The 16,897-nt window shown below is 67.0% G+C and carries 15 protein-coding genes and 2 pseudogenes; 7 read left to right on the top strand and 10 right to left on the bottom strand.

The window, feature by feature from the left end:
* The first annotated feature begins 4 nt into the window (after positions 1–4).
* A pseudogene (locus ACPEE0_RS18555) lies at positions 5–1,239 on the top strand (beta-ketoacyl-[acyl-carrier-protein] synthase family protein).
* Between the two features lie 47 nt (positions 1,240–1,286).
* Here the strand turns inward: ACPEE0_RS18555 and ACPEE0_RS18550 are convergent.
* From ACPEE0_RS18550 to ACPEE0_RS18530, 5 genes and pseudogenes are all read right to left on the bottom strand, one after another.
* The gene (locus tag ACPEE0_RS18550) at positions 1,287–2,573 is read right to left on the bottom strand and encodes an MFS transporter (RefSeq protein ID WP_424575025.1); all 1,287 of its coding nucleotides are present in this window, start codon (positions 2,571–2,573) and stop codon (positions 1,287–1,289) included.
* A 175-nt stretch (positions 2,574–2,748) separates the two neighbouring features.
* Positions 2,749–4,076, bottom strand: a pseudogene (locus tag ACPEE0_RS18545) (enolase C-terminal domain-like protein).
* Positions 4,073–5,677 (bottom strand): aldehyde dehydrogenase (NADP(+)), encoded by a 1,605-nt coding sequence (locus tag ACPEE0_RS18540; protein WP_424575024.1) that lies wholly within the window; start codon positions 5,675–5,677, stop codon positions 4,073–4,075. Before ACPEE0_RS18540 ends, ACPEE0_RS18545 begins: the two are co-directional and overlap by 4 nt.
* A gap of 36 nt (positions 5,678–5,713) precedes the next feature.
* Positions 5,714–6,628 (bottom strand): 5-dehydro-4-deoxyglucarate dehydratase, encoded by a 915-nt coding sequence (gene kdgD, locus ACPEE0_RS18535; protein ID WP_133349537.1) that lies wholly within the window; start codon positions 6,626–6,628, stop codon positions 5,714–5,716.
* A 142-nt stretch (positions 6,629–6,770) separates the two neighbouring features.
* Positions 6,771–7,658: a LysR family transcriptional regulator gene (locus ACPEE0_RS18530; protein ID WP_424575023.1), complete on the bottom strand. Its 888-nt coding sequence runs from the start codon at positions 7,656–7,658 to the stop codon at positions 6,771–6,773.
* Between the two features lie 139 nt (positions 7,659–7,797).
* On the opposite strand from ACPEE0_RS18530, the gene ACPEE0_RS18525 reads away from it, so the two are divergent.
* From ACPEE0_RS18525 to ACPEE0_RS18505, 5 genes are read left to right on the top strand one after another with little or no spacing between them, the layout of a single operon-like run.
* On the top strand, positions 7,798–8,799 hold the full coding sequence (locus tag ACPEE0_RS18525; protein ID WP_424575022.1) for a Bug family tripartite tricarboxylate transporter substrate binding protein: 1,002 nt from the start codon (positions 7,798–7,800) through the stop codon (positions 8,797–8,799).
* 5 nt (positions 8,800–8,804) lie between these two features.
* On the top strand, positions 8,805–9,389 hold the full coding sequence (locus ACPEE0_RS18520) for a tripartite tricarboxylate transporter TctB family protein (RefSeq protein WP_424575021.1): 585 nt from the start codon (positions 8,805–8,807) through the stop codon (positions 9,387–9,389).
* 9 nt (positions 9,390–9,398) lie between these two features.
* Positions 9,399–10,931, top strand: coding sequence for a tripartite tricarboxylate transporter permease (locus ACPEE0_RS18515; protein ID WP_424575020.1), 1,533 nt, complete (start codon positions 9,399–9,401; stop codon positions 10,929–10,931).
* Positions 10,928–11,332: a universal stress protein gene (locus ACPEE0_RS18510; protein WP_424575019.1), complete on the top strand. Its 405-nt coding sequence runs from the start codon at positions 10,928–10,930 to the stop codon at positions 11,330–11,332. The genes ACPEE0_RS18515 and ACPEE0_RS18510 overlap by 4 nt, the downstream gene beginning before the upstream one ends.
* 21 nt (positions 11,333–11,353) lie before the next feature.
* Entirely contained in the window at positions 11,354–11,617 is a 264-nt protein-coding gene (locus ACPEE0_RS18505) for a hypothetical protein (protein ID WP_424575018.1), read from the top strand.
* 53 nt (positions 11,618–11,670) lie between these two features.
* Here the strand turns inward: ACPEE0_RS18505 and ACPEE0_RS18500 are convergent, their stop codons facing one another.
* Entirely contained in the window at positions 11,671–12,150 is a 480-nt protein-coding gene (locus ACPEE0_RS18500) for an NUDIX domain-containing protein (RefSeq protein ID WP_009357821.1), read from the bottom strand.
* A 116-nt stretch (positions 12,151–12,266) separates the two neighbouring features.
* Between ACPEE0_RS18500 and ACPEE0_RS18495 the strand changes: the two genes are divergently transcribed.
* Positions 12,267–12,536, top strand: a complete 270-nt coding sequence (locus tag ACPEE0_RS18495) for a hypothetical protein (RefSeq protein WP_009357822.1) — start codon at positions 12,267–12,269, stop codon at positions 12,534–12,536.
* A gap of 43 nt (positions 12,537–12,579) precedes the next feature.
* Here ACPEE0_RS18495 and ACPEE0_RS18490 read toward each other — a convergent pair whose 3' ends face one another.
* From ACPEE0_RS18490 to radA, 4 genes are all read right to left on the bottom strand, one after another.
* A complete protein-coding gene (locus ACPEE0_RS18490) occupies positions 12,580–12,942 on the bottom strand; it encodes a hypothetical protein (protein ID WP_424575017.1) in 363 nt (120 codons plus the stop codon).
* A 631-nt stretch (positions 12,943–13,573) separates the two neighbouring features.
* Positions 13,574–14,551 (bottom strand): ATP-binding protein, encoded by a 978-nt coding sequence (locus ACPEE0_RS18485; RefSeq protein ID WP_424575016.1) that lies wholly within the window; start codon positions 14,549–14,551, stop codon positions 13,574–13,576.
* A complete protein-coding gene (locus ACPEE0_RS18480) occupies positions 14,521–15,258 on the bottom strand; it encodes a hypothetical protein (RefSeq protein ID WP_424575015.1) in 738 nt (245 codons plus the stop codon). Before ACPEE0_RS18480 ends, ACPEE0_RS18485 begins: the two co-directional genes overlap by 31 nt.
* A 180-nt stretch (positions 15,259–15,438) precedes the next feature.
* Positions 15,439–16,812: a DNA repair protein RadA gene (gene radA / locus ACPEE0_RS18475; RefSeq protein ID WP_009357825.1), complete on the bottom strand. Its 1,374-nt coding sequence runs from the start codon at positions 16,810–16,812 to the stop codon at positions 15,439–15,441.
* Positions 16,813–16,897: the final 85 nt, after the last annotated feature.

Below are 16,897 nucleotides of genomic sequence, written 5' to 3'. Positions count from 1 at the left end.
CACCATGACCCCGAACCCATCACCTGTCCGCGCCGTGGTGACCGGCGCCGGTACCGTCAACCCGCTCGGCTCGTCGGTTGCCGACACCTGGGCCGCCCTGGTGGCCGGAAAATCGGGCATTGCCGCCCTGGACGCCGACTGGGCGGAGCAGCTTCCGGTGAAGATCGCGGGCCAGGCCCCTGCCGACCTTTCCGGCCATCTCAGCACCCGCGAAATCAAGCGGATGGACCGCTGCGGCCAGCTGGCACTCATCGCCGCCCGCGAAGCGTGGGCCCAGGCGGGTACGCCCGAGGTGGACCCCGAACGGTTCGCCGTGGTGATCGGCTCCGCCTACGGCGGCCTCGGCTCCACTCTTGAACAGGACCGCACGCTGGCGGAGTCGGGGCCCCGCAAGGTGTCGCCCACACCCTGACCCGGCTCATGGTGAACGGCCCGGCGGCCTGGGTGTCCATCGACCTTGGCGCCCGCGGCGGCGCCCGCACGCCGGTCAGCGCCTGCGCCTCCGGTGCCGAGGCGATTGTGCAGGCGGCGGAGATGATCCGCTCCGGTGCGGCCGACGTCGTGATTGCCGGCGGCGTGGACGCCTCCGTCAACGACCTCGTGATTACCGGGTTCTCCCAGATCCGCGCCTTGTCCACCCGCTCCGATGAGCCGCAGCGCGCCTCCCGCCCGTTCGACGGCGGCCGGGACGGTTTCGTGCTGGCCGAGGGCGCCGGCGTGGTGGTGCTGGAGAGCGAGGAGCACGCGCGTGCCCGCGGCGCGGCGGTGCTGGGTGCGGTGGCCGGCGGCGCAGTCACTTCCGACGCCAACGACATTGTGGCGGCGGACCCGGCCATGCAGCGGCGTGTGATGCAGAAGGCCCTGGAATCGGCCGGGATGCAGCCCGCGGACATCGGCTTCGTCCACGCCCACGCCACGTCCACCCCCGTGGGGGACCGGCTGGAAGGCCAGGCCATCAACGCGATCTTTGGCGCGGACGTGCCGGTGACCTCCACCAAGGGGCACACCGGCCACCTGCTGGGCGGCGCAGGTGCGCTGGCCGCCGTCGTGGTCCTCGAGGCGCTGCGCACGGGTCAGCTGCCGGGGACCCTCAACGTCGAAGAACTGGACCCGGAAGTGGACCTTAACGTCGTCACCGAAGACGTCCACACCCTCCGGCCGGGTTATTCCCCGGCCGGCCTGGTGAACGCCTTCGGCTTCGGCGGGCACAGCGTCGCCCTGGTCATCACGGGCTCGTAGCCAAAACGGCGATCTGGCTGTAGCGGTCGGGCGTGGAGAGCCGCGCGTCAGGCCCGGCTGGGAACCGGAGCCTCCAAGACGCGCTCCTCCTGGGCAACCTCCCCGCCGTCGGTGCGGCGCTCCTTCAGGAAATAGACCAGGCCGGCAGCGATGGTGGATGCGGCCGCCAGGGCGAACAGGCCGGGGATGACGCTGCCCGTCTGTTCCTTGATGATGCCGAAGCCGAAGGGTGCAACGAAGCCGCCCAGGTTGCCCAGCGAGTTGATGATGGCGATCGCCGGGGCCAGCACCAGCGGGTGCAGCCCGGACTGCGGAATGGTCCAGAACAGCGGCGAGGCGCTCTTGAAGCCCATGGCCGCGATGGCAAGGAACACCAGGGCCATGACCGGCGATGCGACGGCGGCCGCGAAGGTGCCAACGGCGGCCACCAGGAGCGCAACCACCAGCAGCGGGCGCTTGGACTTTGCCTTGTCCTGCAGCTTGGCAGCAAAGTACATGGCGAACACGGCGCAGACCCACGGGATGGAGGACAGGAATCCGACGGTGAGGTCCGTGGTGCCCGGGATCTGCTTGATGATGCTGGGCAGCCAGAAGGTGTTGGCATAGATGGACAGCTGCACCGAGAAGTAGATGCCGCACAGCAGCAGGATCTGCGGGTTCAGGAGCATCTTCCAGCGGTTCGCCTTGCCGGCGCCGGCCTTGGCATGCTGGGCGTCCTCGTCGGCGATTGCTGCTGACAGTGCGTCCTTCTCGGCCGGGGACAGCCACTTGGCGTCCCTGATTCTGGCGTCCAGGACAAAGAACACTGCAAAGCCAACCACAACGGACAGTGCGCCTTCGAAGCCGAACAGCCACTGCCAGCCGCGCAGGCCCAAGGCGCCATGGAGGCTGAGGAGCATCCCCGCGATGGGGCCCGAAATCGCGGCGGCGATGGAGGAACCGGCGATGAAGATGGCCGTGGCCTTGCCGCGCTGCCCGGCCGGGACCCAGCGGGCGAAGTAGAAGATGACGGCGGGGAAGAAGCCGGCCTCGGCGGCGCCCAGCAGGAAGCGCAGGACGTAGAACATGGTTTCGTTCTGCACGAAGGCCATCAGGAAGGAAACAGTGCCCCAGCTGATCATGATCCTGGTCAGCCACACCTTGGCGCCGTACTTTTCCATCATGACGTTGCTGGGGAGCTCGAAGATGGCGTAGGCGATGAAGAACAGCCCGGCGCCGAAGCCGTAGGCAGCTGCCCCGATCCCCACGTCAGCCTGGAGGTGGTCCTGGGCGTAGCCGATGTTTGAGCGGTTCAGCTGGTTGCAGACCAGCATGACCAGCATGATGGGCAGCACCCGCTTGAAGAACTTTTCGTGGCCGAGGCCACGTCCGAGACAGCATTGTCCACAGACATCATTGAATGTTTCCTTTGGGGGTTGGGTAACGCAGGCCGGCCGCGGGCGCAGGAAAGCAGTGGGGCCCGTCACAGCGGACCCCACTACTTTACCGGACAGCTGCCGGCGGAGGTTTCTATCGAACGAGGCAGGGCCGCTTCGGGTCGAAGGACCAGCCGTCGATGTAGTACTGCATGCCGATGCTGTCATCGCGGGCGTCCAGGCCGTGCTCGAGGTACAGCTGGTGCGCCTTGTCCAGGGCGTCCCGGTCCAGTTCAATGCCCAGGCCCGGGGCGTCGGGCACCTCGATGGCGCCGCCCTTGATCTGCAGCGGCTCCCTGGTGAGGCCCTGGCCGTCCTGCCAGATCCAGTGGGTGTCCAGGGCCGTGATCTCCCCCGGAGCCGCAGCGCCGGTGTGCGTGAACATGGCCAGCGAGATGTCGAAGTGGTTGTTGGAGTGCGAGCCCCAGGTAAGGCCGAACTCATTACAGAGCTGGGCCACCCGGACCGAGCCGTGCATGGTCCAGAAGTGCGGGTCCGCCAGCGGGATGTCCACGGCGTTGCTGCGGATGGCATGCGACATTTCCCGCCAGTCCGTGGCGATCATGTTGGTGGCCGTCTTCAGGCCCGTGGCCCGGCGGAATTCCGCCATCACCTCACGGCCGGAGAACCGGCCTTCCGCGCCGCAGGGGTCCTCGGCGTAGGCCACGACGCCCTGCATCCGCTTGCCGAGGCGGATGGCGTCCTCGAGGAGCCAGCCGCCGTTCGGGTCCAGTGTCACCCGGGCGTCCGGGAAGCGTTGGGCGAGGGCGGTGACCACATCCACTTCCTCGTCGCCGGACAGCACGCCGCCCTTGAGCTTGAAGTCGCTGAAGCCGTAACGCTCCTGCGCAGCCTCCGCCAGGGCGACGACGGCTTCCGGAGTCATGGCCTCCTGGCGGCGGAGCTTCTCCCACCGGTCGGCGGGCGCGTCCTCCACCAGGTAGGGCAGGTCCGTGCGGGCGTGGTCCCCCACGAAGAACAGGTAGCCGAGCATCGGCACGGACGTGCGCTGCTGGCCGTCGCCGAGCAGTTCCGCCACCGGGACGCCGAGGAACTGGCCGTGCAGGTCCAGCAGGGCTGATTCGACGGCGGTGACGGCGTGGACTGTGGTGCGCAGGTCGAAGGTCTGCAGGCCGCGCCCGCCGGCGTCGCGGTCTGCGAACTCAGCCGCCACCTCGCGCAGGAGCGAGCGGTAGCGTGCCACCGGCTTCCCGCTGATCAGGGCCCCGGCCTCCTCGATGGTGCTGCGGATCTCTCGCCGCCGGGAACCTCGCCGAGGCCGGTGCGCCCGTCCGAATCGGTGATGATCACAACGTTGCGCGTGAAGAAGGGGCCGTGCGCACCGCTGAGGTTCATCAGCATGCTGTCGTAGCCGGCAACCGGTACTACCTCGACGCCGGTGATGGTGGGCTGGCCGCTCATGCGCTGACCTCTGCTTTCTCTGCGGCGGGAACCACGTCGCCGTTGATGCGGCGGTTGAGGTGCCAGGGGTTGGTGTCCTGGAGTGCCTCGGGGAGCAGTTCCTGGGGAATGTTCTGGTAGGCGACCGGGCGGAGGAACCGGTTGATGGCGAGGGTGCCCACGGAGGTGGTGCGGGTGTCGGAGGTGGCGGGGAAGGGGCCGCCGTGGACCATGGCGTGTCCCACTTCGACGCCGGTGGGCCAGCCGTTGACGATGATGCGGCCCACCTTCTGTTCGAGGACAGGGATCAGGGGCGCCGCCGTCGGGTAGTCCGCCTCGGTGAGGTGCAGGGATGCGGTGAGCTGGCCTTCGATCCGGCCGGCTGCGTTGAGCAGGTCCTGGACGTCCTTGTACCGGATGACCAGGGAGGCGGCGCCGAAGATTTCCTCGTGCAGGACGTGGTTGCTGACGAACTGGTCCACGCCGGTGCCGAAGATGGTGGGTGCGGGGGCGTTCCGGGTGTCGCCTGGCGTGCCCTGGCCGAGGAGTTCGACGCCGTCGGCCTTGCCGAGCGCTTCGGTTCCGGCGGTCCAGGACCCGGCGATGCCCTCGGTGAGCATGGTCTGCCCGGCGCAGGCTGCCACGGTGTGGGCGACGGCGGCAGCGAGTTTGTCGCCCGCCTCGCCTTCGGGGGCGAACAGCAGGCCGGGGGAGGTGCACAACTGGCCGGAGCTGCCGGTGACGGCGGTGACGTAGGCGGCGGCGAGGGCGTCGACGTCACCTTTGAGGGCGCCGTCGAACACGAAGACCGGGTTCAGGGAAGACATTTCGGCGTAGACCGGAATTGGCTCGGGCCGGGAAGCGGCGGTCTTCATGAGCGCGGTGCCGGCGGCGCGGGACCCGGTGAAGCCGACCGCCTTGATTGCGGGATCGGAGACCAGGGCCTGGCCGATGCTGGCGCCGGGGCCGTAGATCAGGGAGAACACGCCCGGGTGCAAGCCCGCGTCCTTGACGGCCTTGGTGAGTGCCTGGCCGACGAGTTCGCTGGTGCCGGGGTGGGCGTTGTGCGCTTTGAAGACCACGGGGCAGCCTGCGGCCAGCGCTGAGGCGGTGTCACCGCCGGCGGTGGAGAAGGCCAGCGGGAAGTTGCTTGCGCCGAACACGGCCACGGGCCCGAGCGGGATCTGGCGCTGGCGGATGTCCGCGCGGGGCAGGGGGGTGCGGTCCGGCATGGCGGGGTCGATGCGGACGCCGCGGAAGTCGCCCTGCCGGACGACGTTCGCGAAGAGGCGCAGCTGGCCGGTGGTGCGGGCGCGTTCGCCCTGCAGCCGGGCCGCGGGCAGCCCGGTTTCCTGGCCTGCCCGGATGATCAGTTCGTCGCCGAGGGCTTCGATGTTGTCCGCGATGGCGTCCAGGAACGCGGCGTGGGTTTCCGGGTCAAGGGTGCTGAAGGACGGGAAGGCCTCCTTCGCCGCGGTGGTGGCGGCCTTGAGCTGCTCTTCGGTCAACAGCGTGTATGCGGGCTCCAGCGCCTCGTTGGTGGCGGGGTTGAAGCCGAAGGTTGTCTTGCCGTCGCCGACGACGGTCTGTCCGGCGATCAGGGAGTGTCCGGTGAGGGTCACGTGGGTTCCTCCTGTGTAGCGGGTGTCGGGGGACTGTCAGGAAACTTTGGCGATGAGGGCTTTGAGGTCCGCCAGGTCCTTTTCGGCCATGTTCTGCAGCGGGGGACGGACCGGTCCGGCGGAGCGGCCGATGGCGTCCAGGCCGCCCTTGACGATGGAGACGGCGTAGCCCTTCACGCGGTCCCGGATATCCAGGTAGGGGATCACGAAGTCGTTCAGCTTCTGGTTGACGGCCGCGCGGTCGTTGTTGCGGACATCCTGGTAGAAGTCCAGGGCAAACTGCGGGACGAAGTTGTACATGGCGCTGGAGTAGGTGCTCATGCCCAGTTGCAGCAGCGGCAGGGCGAAGGTCTCCGCGGTGGGCAGGCCGCCGAGGTAGAACAGGCGGTCGCCGAGCTTGGCGTAGACGCGGGCGTCGTGTTCGAGGTCGCCCACGCCGTCCTTGAAGCCGATCAGGTTTTCGTGGCGGTCAGCCAGGGTGGCAACGGTGGTGTCCTTGTAGATGGCGTTGGCGCGGTTGTAGATGATGACGCCGAGGGAGGTGGAGCTGCAGACGGCGCTGACATGGTCGATGAGTCCGCCCTGGTCCGCTTCAGTGAGGTACGGGGGGAGCAGCAGGATGCCTTCGGCGCCGGCGGCCTCGGCGGCCTGGGCGTTCTCGATGGCCTGCGCCGTGGATCCGCCCGCGGAGGCCAGCACCGGAACCTGGCCACCCACCTCGTCGACGGCGGCAGCAACCACGCGCGCGGATTCGGCCGGGGTCAGGGAGAACCCTTCGCCTGTGCCGCCTGCTGCGAAGAGGCCGGCCACCGGGAAGCTTGCCTGCCACGCAAGGTGCTTGCGGTAGTTCTCCTCATCGAACTGCAGCCGGGCGTCAAAGGATGTCACCGGGAACGACAGCAGGCCGTCCTTCAGCGTGTTTGCCAGTTCCTGCGGGGTGTATTTTGCCACGGTGTGTCCTCCATGTGATCGCCGTGTGCGGCGGCTGGTGTTGGGTTCCCGTTCAGGTTAGGCAGCGGACATCATGCCTGTCTAAGTGTATTTATGTATCTATTGATGCCGTAAAGGCATCATGCTGTCCGGCGTCCTGCTTCTACTCCGCGCGGAATTCCAGGTCCTGCAGGAGGCGCCGCAGGGCCGGGTTCTCCAACTTGCGGTTCCAGATCGCGTGCAGCTCAACGGGTTGTTCCGTATCCATCCCTGCGATGGGGAGGAACTCGACGCCTTTGAGCCCCAGGAGCGTGGCCGAGTGTGGAACGAACGCGACTCCGCGGCGGGCGGCCACCAGCGAAACCATGGTGAGGACCTGGCTGACCGTATGCACCACATTGGCGTGCTGGATGGGGAGCAGCTTCACCACCAGGTCGTAGAAGTACGTGGCTTTGGTGGGTGAGTGCATGATGAGCGGTTCATCCTTGAAGTCGTCGTCCTCCACCGGCCGGGTCAGCCGGGCAAGCCGGTGGCCCTCCGGGACTGCCAGCATCATCGCTTCCCGGTACAGCAGGTGGGAGTCGAAGGTGTCCCGGTCGAAGGGCGGCCGTGCCAGACCGAGGTCCAGCCGGCCGGTGAGGAGCCCCTCGATCTGTTCGCCGGTCACGAGTTCCTGGAGGTCGACGTCCACGTCCGGAATGATTTCCGCAACCTCCTCGAGCAGCGGCCCGAGGATGCTGAAGCCGCTGGCTGCCGTGAAGCCGATCCGGAGGACACCCGAGCGGCCGGTGGCGATCCGCCTGGCAGTGACAGGCGCCCGGGCCGCCAATGCCATCAGCCGTTTCGCCTCCTCCAGAAAGGCGCCGCCAGCCGGGGTCAGCTGGACCTTCCGGTTGTCGCGTTCCAGCAGCTCCGTCCCGATGGCCTTCTCAAGCTTCTGGATCTGCCGGCTCAGCGGAGGCTGGGTCATGTTCAGCCGCTCCGCAGCCCTGCCGAAGTGGAGTTCCTCTGCCACCGCGATGAATCCGGCCAACTGGTCAAACGTAAACATGATGCCTTTCGGGTATTACTCGATGCTCATATGGGCTTAGACAGGCATCATACTCCTCCCTAAACTCGACCTAGCGAGCCCGAAGTGATTCGGTTCACAAGCCATCCGGGCCAGTCCGGAGCAGTATCAAGGAGTCCCAATGAAGCACTTCCCCTCCCGCCGCACCGTCCTGGGTGCGGCGTCCGCCATCACGCTGCTGGCGCTGACTGCGTGCGGCAATGTTGCCGGCGGTGCCAGCAATTCCGCAGAGTACCCGTCCGGGCCCATCAACCTCACGGTCGGCCAGGCGGCCGGCGGCAGCACCGACCTCATTGCCCGTGCCCTCGCCGAAGGCGCTTCCAAGACCCTCGGCCAGCCGATGCCCGTAGTCAACAAGCCCGGCGCCAACGGCGCCCTGGCCACCAAGGAAGTGGCCGGCAAGCCGGCCGACGGGCAGGAACTGGTCCTGTTGACCGCCTCCCTCATCACCATCACCCCGCTGGCCGTGACGCCGGATGAAGCCGTCAACATCGACGACCTGGACATCATCGCCGGCCTTTCCCAGGACGACTACGTCCTGGTGGCCAGCCCCGAGTCCGGCTTCAAGAGCTTCAAGGACGTCACCGACGCCGGCCGCAACGTCACCTTTGGCACCACCGGAGTGGGCACCGGCAGCCAGCTGGCCCAGACCGTGCTCTTCAAGCAGGCCAACGTCACCGGCACCGACATCCCGTTCGACAGCGGCAAGCCCGCCCTGACCGCGGTCATGGGCAACCAGGTGGAGCTCGCCACCATCCAGCTCGGCGAGGCCATGCCGCAGATTGAGGCCGGCAAGGTGTCCCCGCTCCTGGTCTTCTCCGAGGACCGCAACAGCTTCCTGCCGGATACCCCGTCCGCGAAGGAAGCCGGTTACGACGTCCCCGTTGCGCAGTACCGGGCCGTGGCCGCCCCCAAGGGAACGCCGCAGGAGGTCAAGGACAAGCTCCTCGATGCCTTCCAGGAAACCTTCAAGTCGGACGCCTACAAGGAGTTCAACGAGAAGAACATGCTGACCCCCAAGGAACTCTCCGGCGAGGAAGTTGTTGAGGAATGGAAGGGCTACGCAGCCAAGTACAAGGAGCTGGTGGAGAAGTACGACATCAGCCTGAGCGGAAATAAGTGATTCCTGTGAACGGAACACCCGCAGTACCCGCCGGGGGAGGGAGGACCGCTGCCTCCCCCGGCGGGGACGCCCCCCGCACCGGGAGCGGCGAAGCCCTGGAGGACCTGACCCCGGAACAGCTCGCTGCCCAGTGGGAAGCGGAGAAGCCACCCGCGGCAGGGGCCCTGGCCAACACGGCGTCCTCGCTGGTGGTGGTCGGTGTGGGGATTGCCGCCGTCGTCCTTTCCATCGCGATGGGGCTGGGAACGCCGGACAAGCCGCAGCCCGGACTCTGGCCCTTCCTCATCAGCTGCGCCATGGTGGCCCTCGGCCTCTTCCAGCTGATAATCGGCCGGCACAACCGTGACGCTGAAAAGTTCACCAGGATGTCGACGGCGCCCCTCACCGGCCTGATGACGCTCGCGGCCATGGTGGCCCTCATGCCCCTGATCGGATTCGAACTGCCCGCCCTGGTGCTGTGCATCATATGGATGCGCTTCCTGGGCGGCGAAACCTGGCGTTCCACGCTCCTGGTCAGCGCGCTCGTCGTCGTTGCCTTCTACGGCATCTTCGTCCTGGCGCTCCGCACTTCCATTCCCCACCTCTTCTAGGAGAACGCCGTGGACTTTTTGAACCCCGTCATTAACGGGTTTGCGGTTGTCCTGGAGCCGACGAACCTCCTCTACTGCCTGGTGGGCGTCGTCATCGGCATGCTCATCGGAGTGCTGCCCGGGCTGGGCCCGGCGGCAACCATCGCCATCCTGCTCCCGCTGACCTACGGCGTGGAACCGGTCACCGCCATCATCATGCTGGCCGGCATCTTCTACGGCGCGCAGTACGGCGGCACCATCACCTCCGTGCTCCTCCGCCTCCCCGGCGAGGCATCCTCCGTGGTTACGGTCTTCGACGGCTACCAGCTGGCGAAGCAGGGCAAAGCCGGCACCGCCCTGGGGCTGGCCGCCATTGGCTCGTTCGTCGGCGGCACGGCCGCCATCATCGGCCTCACTTTCCTTGCCCCGCTCGTGGCCGGCTTCGCCCTGGACTTCGGGCCTCCGGAATACACCGCCCTGGCCCTGCTGGGCATCCTCCTGGTGGCAACCATCAGCAGCGGCGCCAAGGCCAAGGCCCTCATCGCCGCCGCCCTGGGACTCCTGCTTGCCACCGTGGGCCGGGACATCTTCACCGGCGAAAGCCGCTTCACCTTCGGCAGCCTGCAGCTGGCGGACGGCATCGACTTCGTCCCCATCGCCATGGGCATCTTCGGCCTGGGCGAAATCCTCTACAACCTGGAGGAACGGCACCGTGCCGCCAAAGCGCCGTCGAAGGTAGCCAACGTCTGGCCCTCCCGCGGCGACCTGAAGCAGGCCTCCGGCGCTATTGGCCGCGGCTCCGTCCTGGGCTTCTTCCTGGGCATCCTCCCCGGCGGCGGCGCCACCATTGCTTCCATGGCCTCGTATGCCATGGAAAAAAAGCGGGCCAAGCAGCCGGAACGCTTCGGCAAGGGCGCGCCGGAAGGCGTTGCCGGGCCGGAAACGGCCAACAACGCCGCCGCCACCTCCTCCTTCATCCCGCTGCTGACCCTCGGCATCCCGGCCAACGCCACCATGGCGCTGATGTTCGGTGCACTGCTGATCCAGGGCGTCACGCCCGGGCCGGGACTCGTTGAGGAAGACCCGGAGCTGTTCTGGGGCGTGGTGAACTCGATGTACATCGGCAACATCCTGCTGCTGATCATGAGCCTGCCGCTGGTGGGCATCTTCGTCCGGATCCTCCGCGTCCGGGCTGCCATCCTGGCGCCCATCACGGCGCTGATCACCCTGCTCGGTGCCTACACCATCAACAACAGCATGTTCGACGTCACCCTCGTGGTGGTCTTCGGCGTGGTGGGTTACCTGATGAAGAAGTTCGGCTACGAACCCGGCCCGCTGGTGCTCGCCTTCGTCCTCGGCGAACTCCTCGAAAGCTCCATGCGCCGTTCGCTGCTGACGTTCGGCGGCGACCCGCTCGGATTCTTCGGCCGCCCCATCTCGGCCACCCTGCTGGTGGTCTTCGTCCTGGTGGCCGTGCTGCCGTTCATCCGCAGCGCCATCGCCAAGCGCAGGACCGTCTCCACCCCAACAGCCGCCAGGCCGGACATAAAGGAAAAGGTATGAGCATCGTCGTCGGATTCGTTCCCACCCCTGCCGGAGAAGCGGCCCTCGCGGCAGGCATCGCCGAAGCGCGGCTGCGGAGCGAAGACCTCCTGATCGTCAATTCCGCCCGGGAGGGCGCTGTCGTGGATAAGTCAGTGGCCCCGGACAGCCTGCTGGAGCAGGCGGCCCGGCGCGCGGCAGATGCGGGCGTGGAGGCGCGCGTGATCCAGCCGCCGTACCAGCACGACCTCGCCGACGAGTTCCTGGACGTGGCCCGCGAGGCCAACGCGTCCCTGATCGTCATCGGGCTGCGCCACCGCACCCAGGTGGGCAAGCTCATCCTGGGCAGCCACGCCCAGCGCATCCTGATGCAGGCGGACCGGCCTGTGCTCGCGGTCAAGGCCGACGGCGGCAACTTCTAGCAGCGGAAGGACCGAGGCAGCATGTACAGGCACAATCCGGTCCGGCGGGCAGCGGCACTTCCCCAGGCGCCGGTACCCGACTGGTCAAAGCTCGCCAGGGACGACTACGTGGAGGTGCGGATCTCCAGCGGGTCAGTGTTCGCCGGAACCATTGACATGATCGCCGCCAACCGCAGCGTCTTCTGGGTGATCCGCAGCGACGGTGCCGGCCGGACCATGGTGTACTCGGGCGACGACGTTTCAGTCACCAAGGTGGCCAGGCGGCGGGAGTTCGCCGCTGCCTAGCCTCGCTTCGGTGCTGGGAAAGCCGGTGGTCCCAGCAGGGGCCACCGGCTTTTTTACGTCCGACGGCGGACATGGTCAGCAAGTGCATCGAGCGCCGGGATCTGCCCCTTGACCAGCTTCAGGCGGGCCTCGTGCTCGGGGAACCAGCGGGCGTCGTCGACCTCGGGGTAGTCCTGGATCCGGCCGGAGCCCTTGGGCCATTCCAGCGGAAAGGTGTTGCTGGTGATCTGCCCGGGCTGGAAGTCCTGCTCGGCCGTAAACACGGTGATGATTTTGCCGGAGGGCTGCTTGAAATCACCAAGATGGCGGTAGTCAGCGTCCGGCGCCGCGGTACCCATCTCCTCCGCAAATTCACGCAGCGCGGCCACCAGCGGGTCCTCATCATCCGTGTATTCGCCCTTGGGGATTGACCAGGCGTGCGTGTCCTTGCGGGCCCAGAACGGTCCGCCCATGTGGGCGATCCAGACCTCCAGTCCCTCGGTCCCGCCCTGCCCCCTTCTGTACAGCAGGATTCCTGCGCTTCGTACCGGCATATCTCCTCCAGTGGTGCGGCGAAAAAAGTTCCGGATCCGCCGTCCGGTGTTAACCCGCAGTTCACGGTGCTGCTTTAGGTTATTCCTTCAAGCACTCTGCTCGAAGGGGACCCGTCATGGCCAATATTGCTGAAGTGTTGGGTCGGCTGACGCCGGAAGAACTTGATGAACTCCGTGGCCTGGGCCCCCAGGGCCACTTGCCGCGGCATCTCCAGGATGCTTTGGACCGTGCTGCGGGCGGCCCCGGCTCAGGACGGGGATACTACGTCCCGACCGGCAACGTCAGCGCCACGGGCGGTCCGCTGCTGGCGCTGCGCAGCGACGTGTCCAGCTGGCTCTTCAATTCGCACCGCGACGACCCGGACCAGCTGCCGCGGCACCAATAGTTCCAGCTCTGTCCCGGCCGTATATTGAGAGGCCGGGCGCACGTCATCCTGCCATCCGCGACAAGACCCGGCAGGCGGCGATGCTGAACCAGAGCTGAAGGTCGTGGTACCTGTCCCGGAGCAGATGACCTGTGAAGAGACCGGTCGGTTCCTGGTGTCCGGAGAGCCAGTCCCGGGCATGGTCTGTCTTCTCCGACGTGAAGCCGGGCAGGATGATGGTGATGGTGTCGAGGGCAGAGACGAGGTCCGTCATCCAGAAGGGAAAGCTGAATTCGGTCCAGTCGGCGACCCGCCCCTTATCCGGGTAGGCGTCCGGTTCGAAGAGCCGGCCTGCCAGAAGTACAGCGGCCATCCTGGCTGAGGGGCCGGTTCGGTGCCGGGGATGGGCTGCGTACGCCCTGAGCACCACTCCTGTAATGAGGTGTGAGAACGGCTGCGTGGGGTCGGCGGAAATGGTCTGCGATTCTCCAAGGGCGTCCAGGTCCTTCCACGTGTACGGAGTGGGAGGGCCCAGCCGCCGTCGTCCTGCCGCATGGCCTCGAGCCAATTGAATGCGAGTTCCACGCGTGGGTCCTCCGGGTACCCGGCTTTGACGAGTAACTCCAGGAAGCCTGCGGTGTAGTTCGGAGAATACTGGTTGCCGTAGATCCCCCGCAGGTCACCCTGGGCTGACTGGTGCGAGAACACGAATTCGGCGGCCGCGGCGAGGGCAGGATGTTCCCTTGTAAGCCCGAACATCTCCACGAGGAACCCGAGCTGCCGGTAGGCCTCCAGGAGGTTGTAGTCCGTTCCGGCCCGGGGGCGCCTCCCCGGATAAATCCATGACCCGTCAGTTCCCTGGCGCCGCACGATCCCTCTCGGGACCGGGAGGTGCCAGAGGACTTCTGCAGGCGTCCCTACGGAGCCGTGGGTAAGATCCCGGATTGCCCAATACCGCACGGCCGGATTCCTGCCCGCCACCAGGGGAGGGATCGGGTCGAAGCGAAGGCTGTGCAGCCATGCCATGAAACCATGATCCCCTTCATCCTGCCCGCGGGTCAGGATGCCGCCGGGAGGGTGAACGTTACGGTGGTGCCTTCCCCGGGTTCGCTGGCAAGGCTGATGGCGCCGCCGTGCCCTTCCACGATGGTCTTGCTCACCGGCAGTCCCAGGCCTGCCCCGGGGATGGCCGTTGCCCGCGACCGGGCCGAGCGGAAGAACTTGGTGAAGGCCTGCTCCTGCTCGTCGGCATCCATTCCAAGGCCGGTATCGGTAACGGAACAGGTGAGCTTGCCGCCGCTCTTGCGCGCGCAAACGGTGATGTGGCCTCCGCCCGGCGAGTACTTGACCGCATTGGAGAGCAGGTTCCGGACAACCTGACGGATCCTTTCCGGGTCGAAGCGGGCCGGCAGCGGCTGTTCAACATCGAGGTGGAGCCGGAGTCCGTTCAGGGACGCCTTGGGAGCCTCCGCTCCGACCACTTCGGTTACCAGTTGCGCCAGGTCTGCCTCTTCCAGTGACAGGTCCACCCGTTCCGATGCGACGGCTATGAGGTCGTTGACCAGGGACAGCAGGTGCCCGGCATTCCGGTGGACCACCAGGAGTTCCTCCCGGATGTCCTCGTGGCCGGGCTCTTCCAGCACCAGCTCGAGGTAGCCCAGGATCGACGTCAGCGGTGTCCGCAGCTCATGGGAAACAGTTGAGACAAAGTCGTCCTTGGCGGCCAGGGCGCGGATCAATGTGGTCACATCAACGAACGTGACAACTGCGCCGCCGTCCTTCCCGTCGCGGGCGGGTATGCCGTGGGCACTGACGGAGTAGGCGTGCTGTTCCTTCGGCCCGCCCGCCCAGTACAGCTCGTCGCGGAACTCGACGCCGGCGGCAGCGCGGGCAACGGGCGTCGCGTCGGCGGGCACGGAAGTTGCGCGGTCCGGCAGGAGGAGGCCGTTGCCGGCATTTCCGGGAAGGGCGGCCAGCGCCGGGTCCGCCTGCAGCGCCTTGTTGGTCAGGACGGTTCCACCGTTCCCGTCCACCACCCAGACACCGATGCCAACGGCCCCAGGACAGCGTCCAACAGCCGCTGCTTCCGGACGCTTTCGGCGAGTGCCACTTCGAGTGCATTCTCTTTGTCCACCAGCCGTTGGCGCTGCCGGCGGATAGTTCCGGCTACCAGGTGGGCGGTCACTGCGACGGCGGACAGGATGAGAGGCAGAAAGATGGTGCGGATCATGGACGCTGACGTGGGGGGCGAACCGGCGACGATGGAAGGCACCACCGTGCTGAGCACAGTGCCAAGGATCGCCAGGACAACCATGTACCGGCGCGGCTGCGCTGCCAGCCAGACCACCGGGAACACAAGCAGCAGGCTCATGACGTTGAAGGGCGGGCCGCCCGCCTCACGGGTGAACCCGATCGCCAGGCAGTCCAGAACGGCTATCACCGCAAAAGCTTCGGTACGCAGCCTGTTCCACGGCAGCGCCAGGCAGGCGGCAAAGAGCGCAGCATGCGCAAGCAAAGCCAGCTGGAACTGCCTGTTATCCAGGGCCGAGGGGTTGAAGACCGCGGCGGCCACCACCACCAAGACGACGGTCACGGTAAGCGGCAGTTGGCTCAGCACCATTCGGCTGCGGACGCCAAGCCCGCCGAACAATCCGTCGAACTGGCCTGTAACAGGCAGGTCCGGCGGCGCGGCAGCAGTGCCTTGCCCGGCCGCGTTGACAGTGGCTTCCCCGGCTTGTTTCATTTCCGCCCCCCAGCGCAAAGACAGAAACCCCCGTCTGCATGAAGGCACTTTTCCTCAGGCTACCCGCGAACCGGCGTGCGGTGAACAAGGAATTGCTTTGTGTCCTGGACAGCGCGCAGGGCGTCGCTGCTCCGCGCAAGGCAGAAGCAGTGGAGAACAGGGCCGGGCGAAGGCGAGGGCCTACCCGATCAGGAGACTGAGTGCCTCCGTCAGGTGGGACACTTCGCGCACCGAGAAGCCTGCCGGCACGGGACCCGGACCTGTATGGCTGGCCGGGACCACCGCGTGGGTGAACCCCAGCCGGTGCGCCTCCTGGATGCGCTGGTTGATGCCGGGCACGGGCCGGACCTCGCCCGCGAGCCCCACCTCGCCAAACGCAATGAGGCGGACCGGCAGGGGTTTGCGTGCTTTTGCTGATGCGACGGCCAGGGCAACGGCGAGGTCGGTGGCGGGCTCGCTGAGCTTCACCCCGCCCACGGTGGCCACGTAGGAGTCGTCCTTGTGCAGCAGGGTTCCGGCGCGCTGCTGCAGCACGGCCAGCAGCATGGATACGCGGGAGCTGTCCAGCCCGCTGGTGGCCCGGCGCGGCTGCGAGTTGGGGCTTTCGGCGAGCAGCGACTGCACCTCCGCGAGCAGCGGACGGCGGCCCTCCATGGTGACGGTGATGCAGGTGCCGGAGACCGGGTCCTTGGTGCGGCTGACAAAGAGCCCGCTGGGATCGGCAAGGCCTTCAATACCGTTCTCGTTCAGGTCGAAGCAGCCGACGTCATCAGTGGGCCCGTACCGGTTCTTGACCGCGCGGAGCAGCCGCAGCCGGGAGTGCCGTTCGCCCTCGAACTGGCACACCACATCCACCAGGTGCTCCAGCAGCCGGGGCCCGGCGATGGAACCGTCCTTGGTCACATGGCCCACCAGCAGCGTGGTCATGTTGCGGCGCTTGGCGGCGGCAATAATCGATGCCGCCACTTCCCGGACCTGGGACACGCCGCCAGCACTGCCGTCCACGTCCGCGCTGCTGAGGGTCTGCACCGAATCCACGATCAGGAGCCGCGGTTCGATCTTCTCCACCTGGCCCAGTGCCTGGCCGAGGTCCGTTTCCGCGGAGAGGTACAGGGATTCGGCGACGGCGTCGATCCGTTCGGCACGGAGTTTCACCTGCGCAGCGGATTCTTCGCCGGTGACATAGAGGACGTCCTGGGCTGTCCGGGCGAACTTGGCCGCGACATCGAGCAGCAGGGTCGACTTGCCTACGCCGGGTTCGCCGGCCAACAGGATGACGGCGCCGGGTACCAGTCCGCCGCCGAGTACCCGGTCCAGCTCATCCATCCCGGTGGGCATGAAGGCAGCCGTGGTGGCATCAACCTCGGCAATGGGCCGCGCGGGTTCGACAACTGTTGTGGCCGCCGTCGTACGCGCCACGGCGGTGCCGGTCTCCTCAACGGTGCCCCACGCCTGGCACTCGCCGCAGCGTCCCACCCACTTAACGGTGGTCCAGCCGCACTCAGCGCATTTGTAGCCGGGCGCCTTGGACGCCCGGGAAGTCTTTGTTGCCATGCGTTCAACCCTAAAGGCGGCCACTGACATTACCCGCCAGCTCCGGGCGCGAGTGGCTAAACCAAAGGGGCGGGCCAGGTAGGGG

Source organism: Arthrobacter sp. SD76, assembly GCF_049726125.1.
Classification (GTDB): Bacteria; Actinomycetota; Actinomycetes; order Actinomycetales; family Micrococcaceae; genus Arthrobacter; species Arthrobacter nitrophenolicus.
The sequence above is the reverse complement of the archived record's forward strand: the minus strand, read 5'-3'. Positions and strand labels throughout refer to the sequence as shown.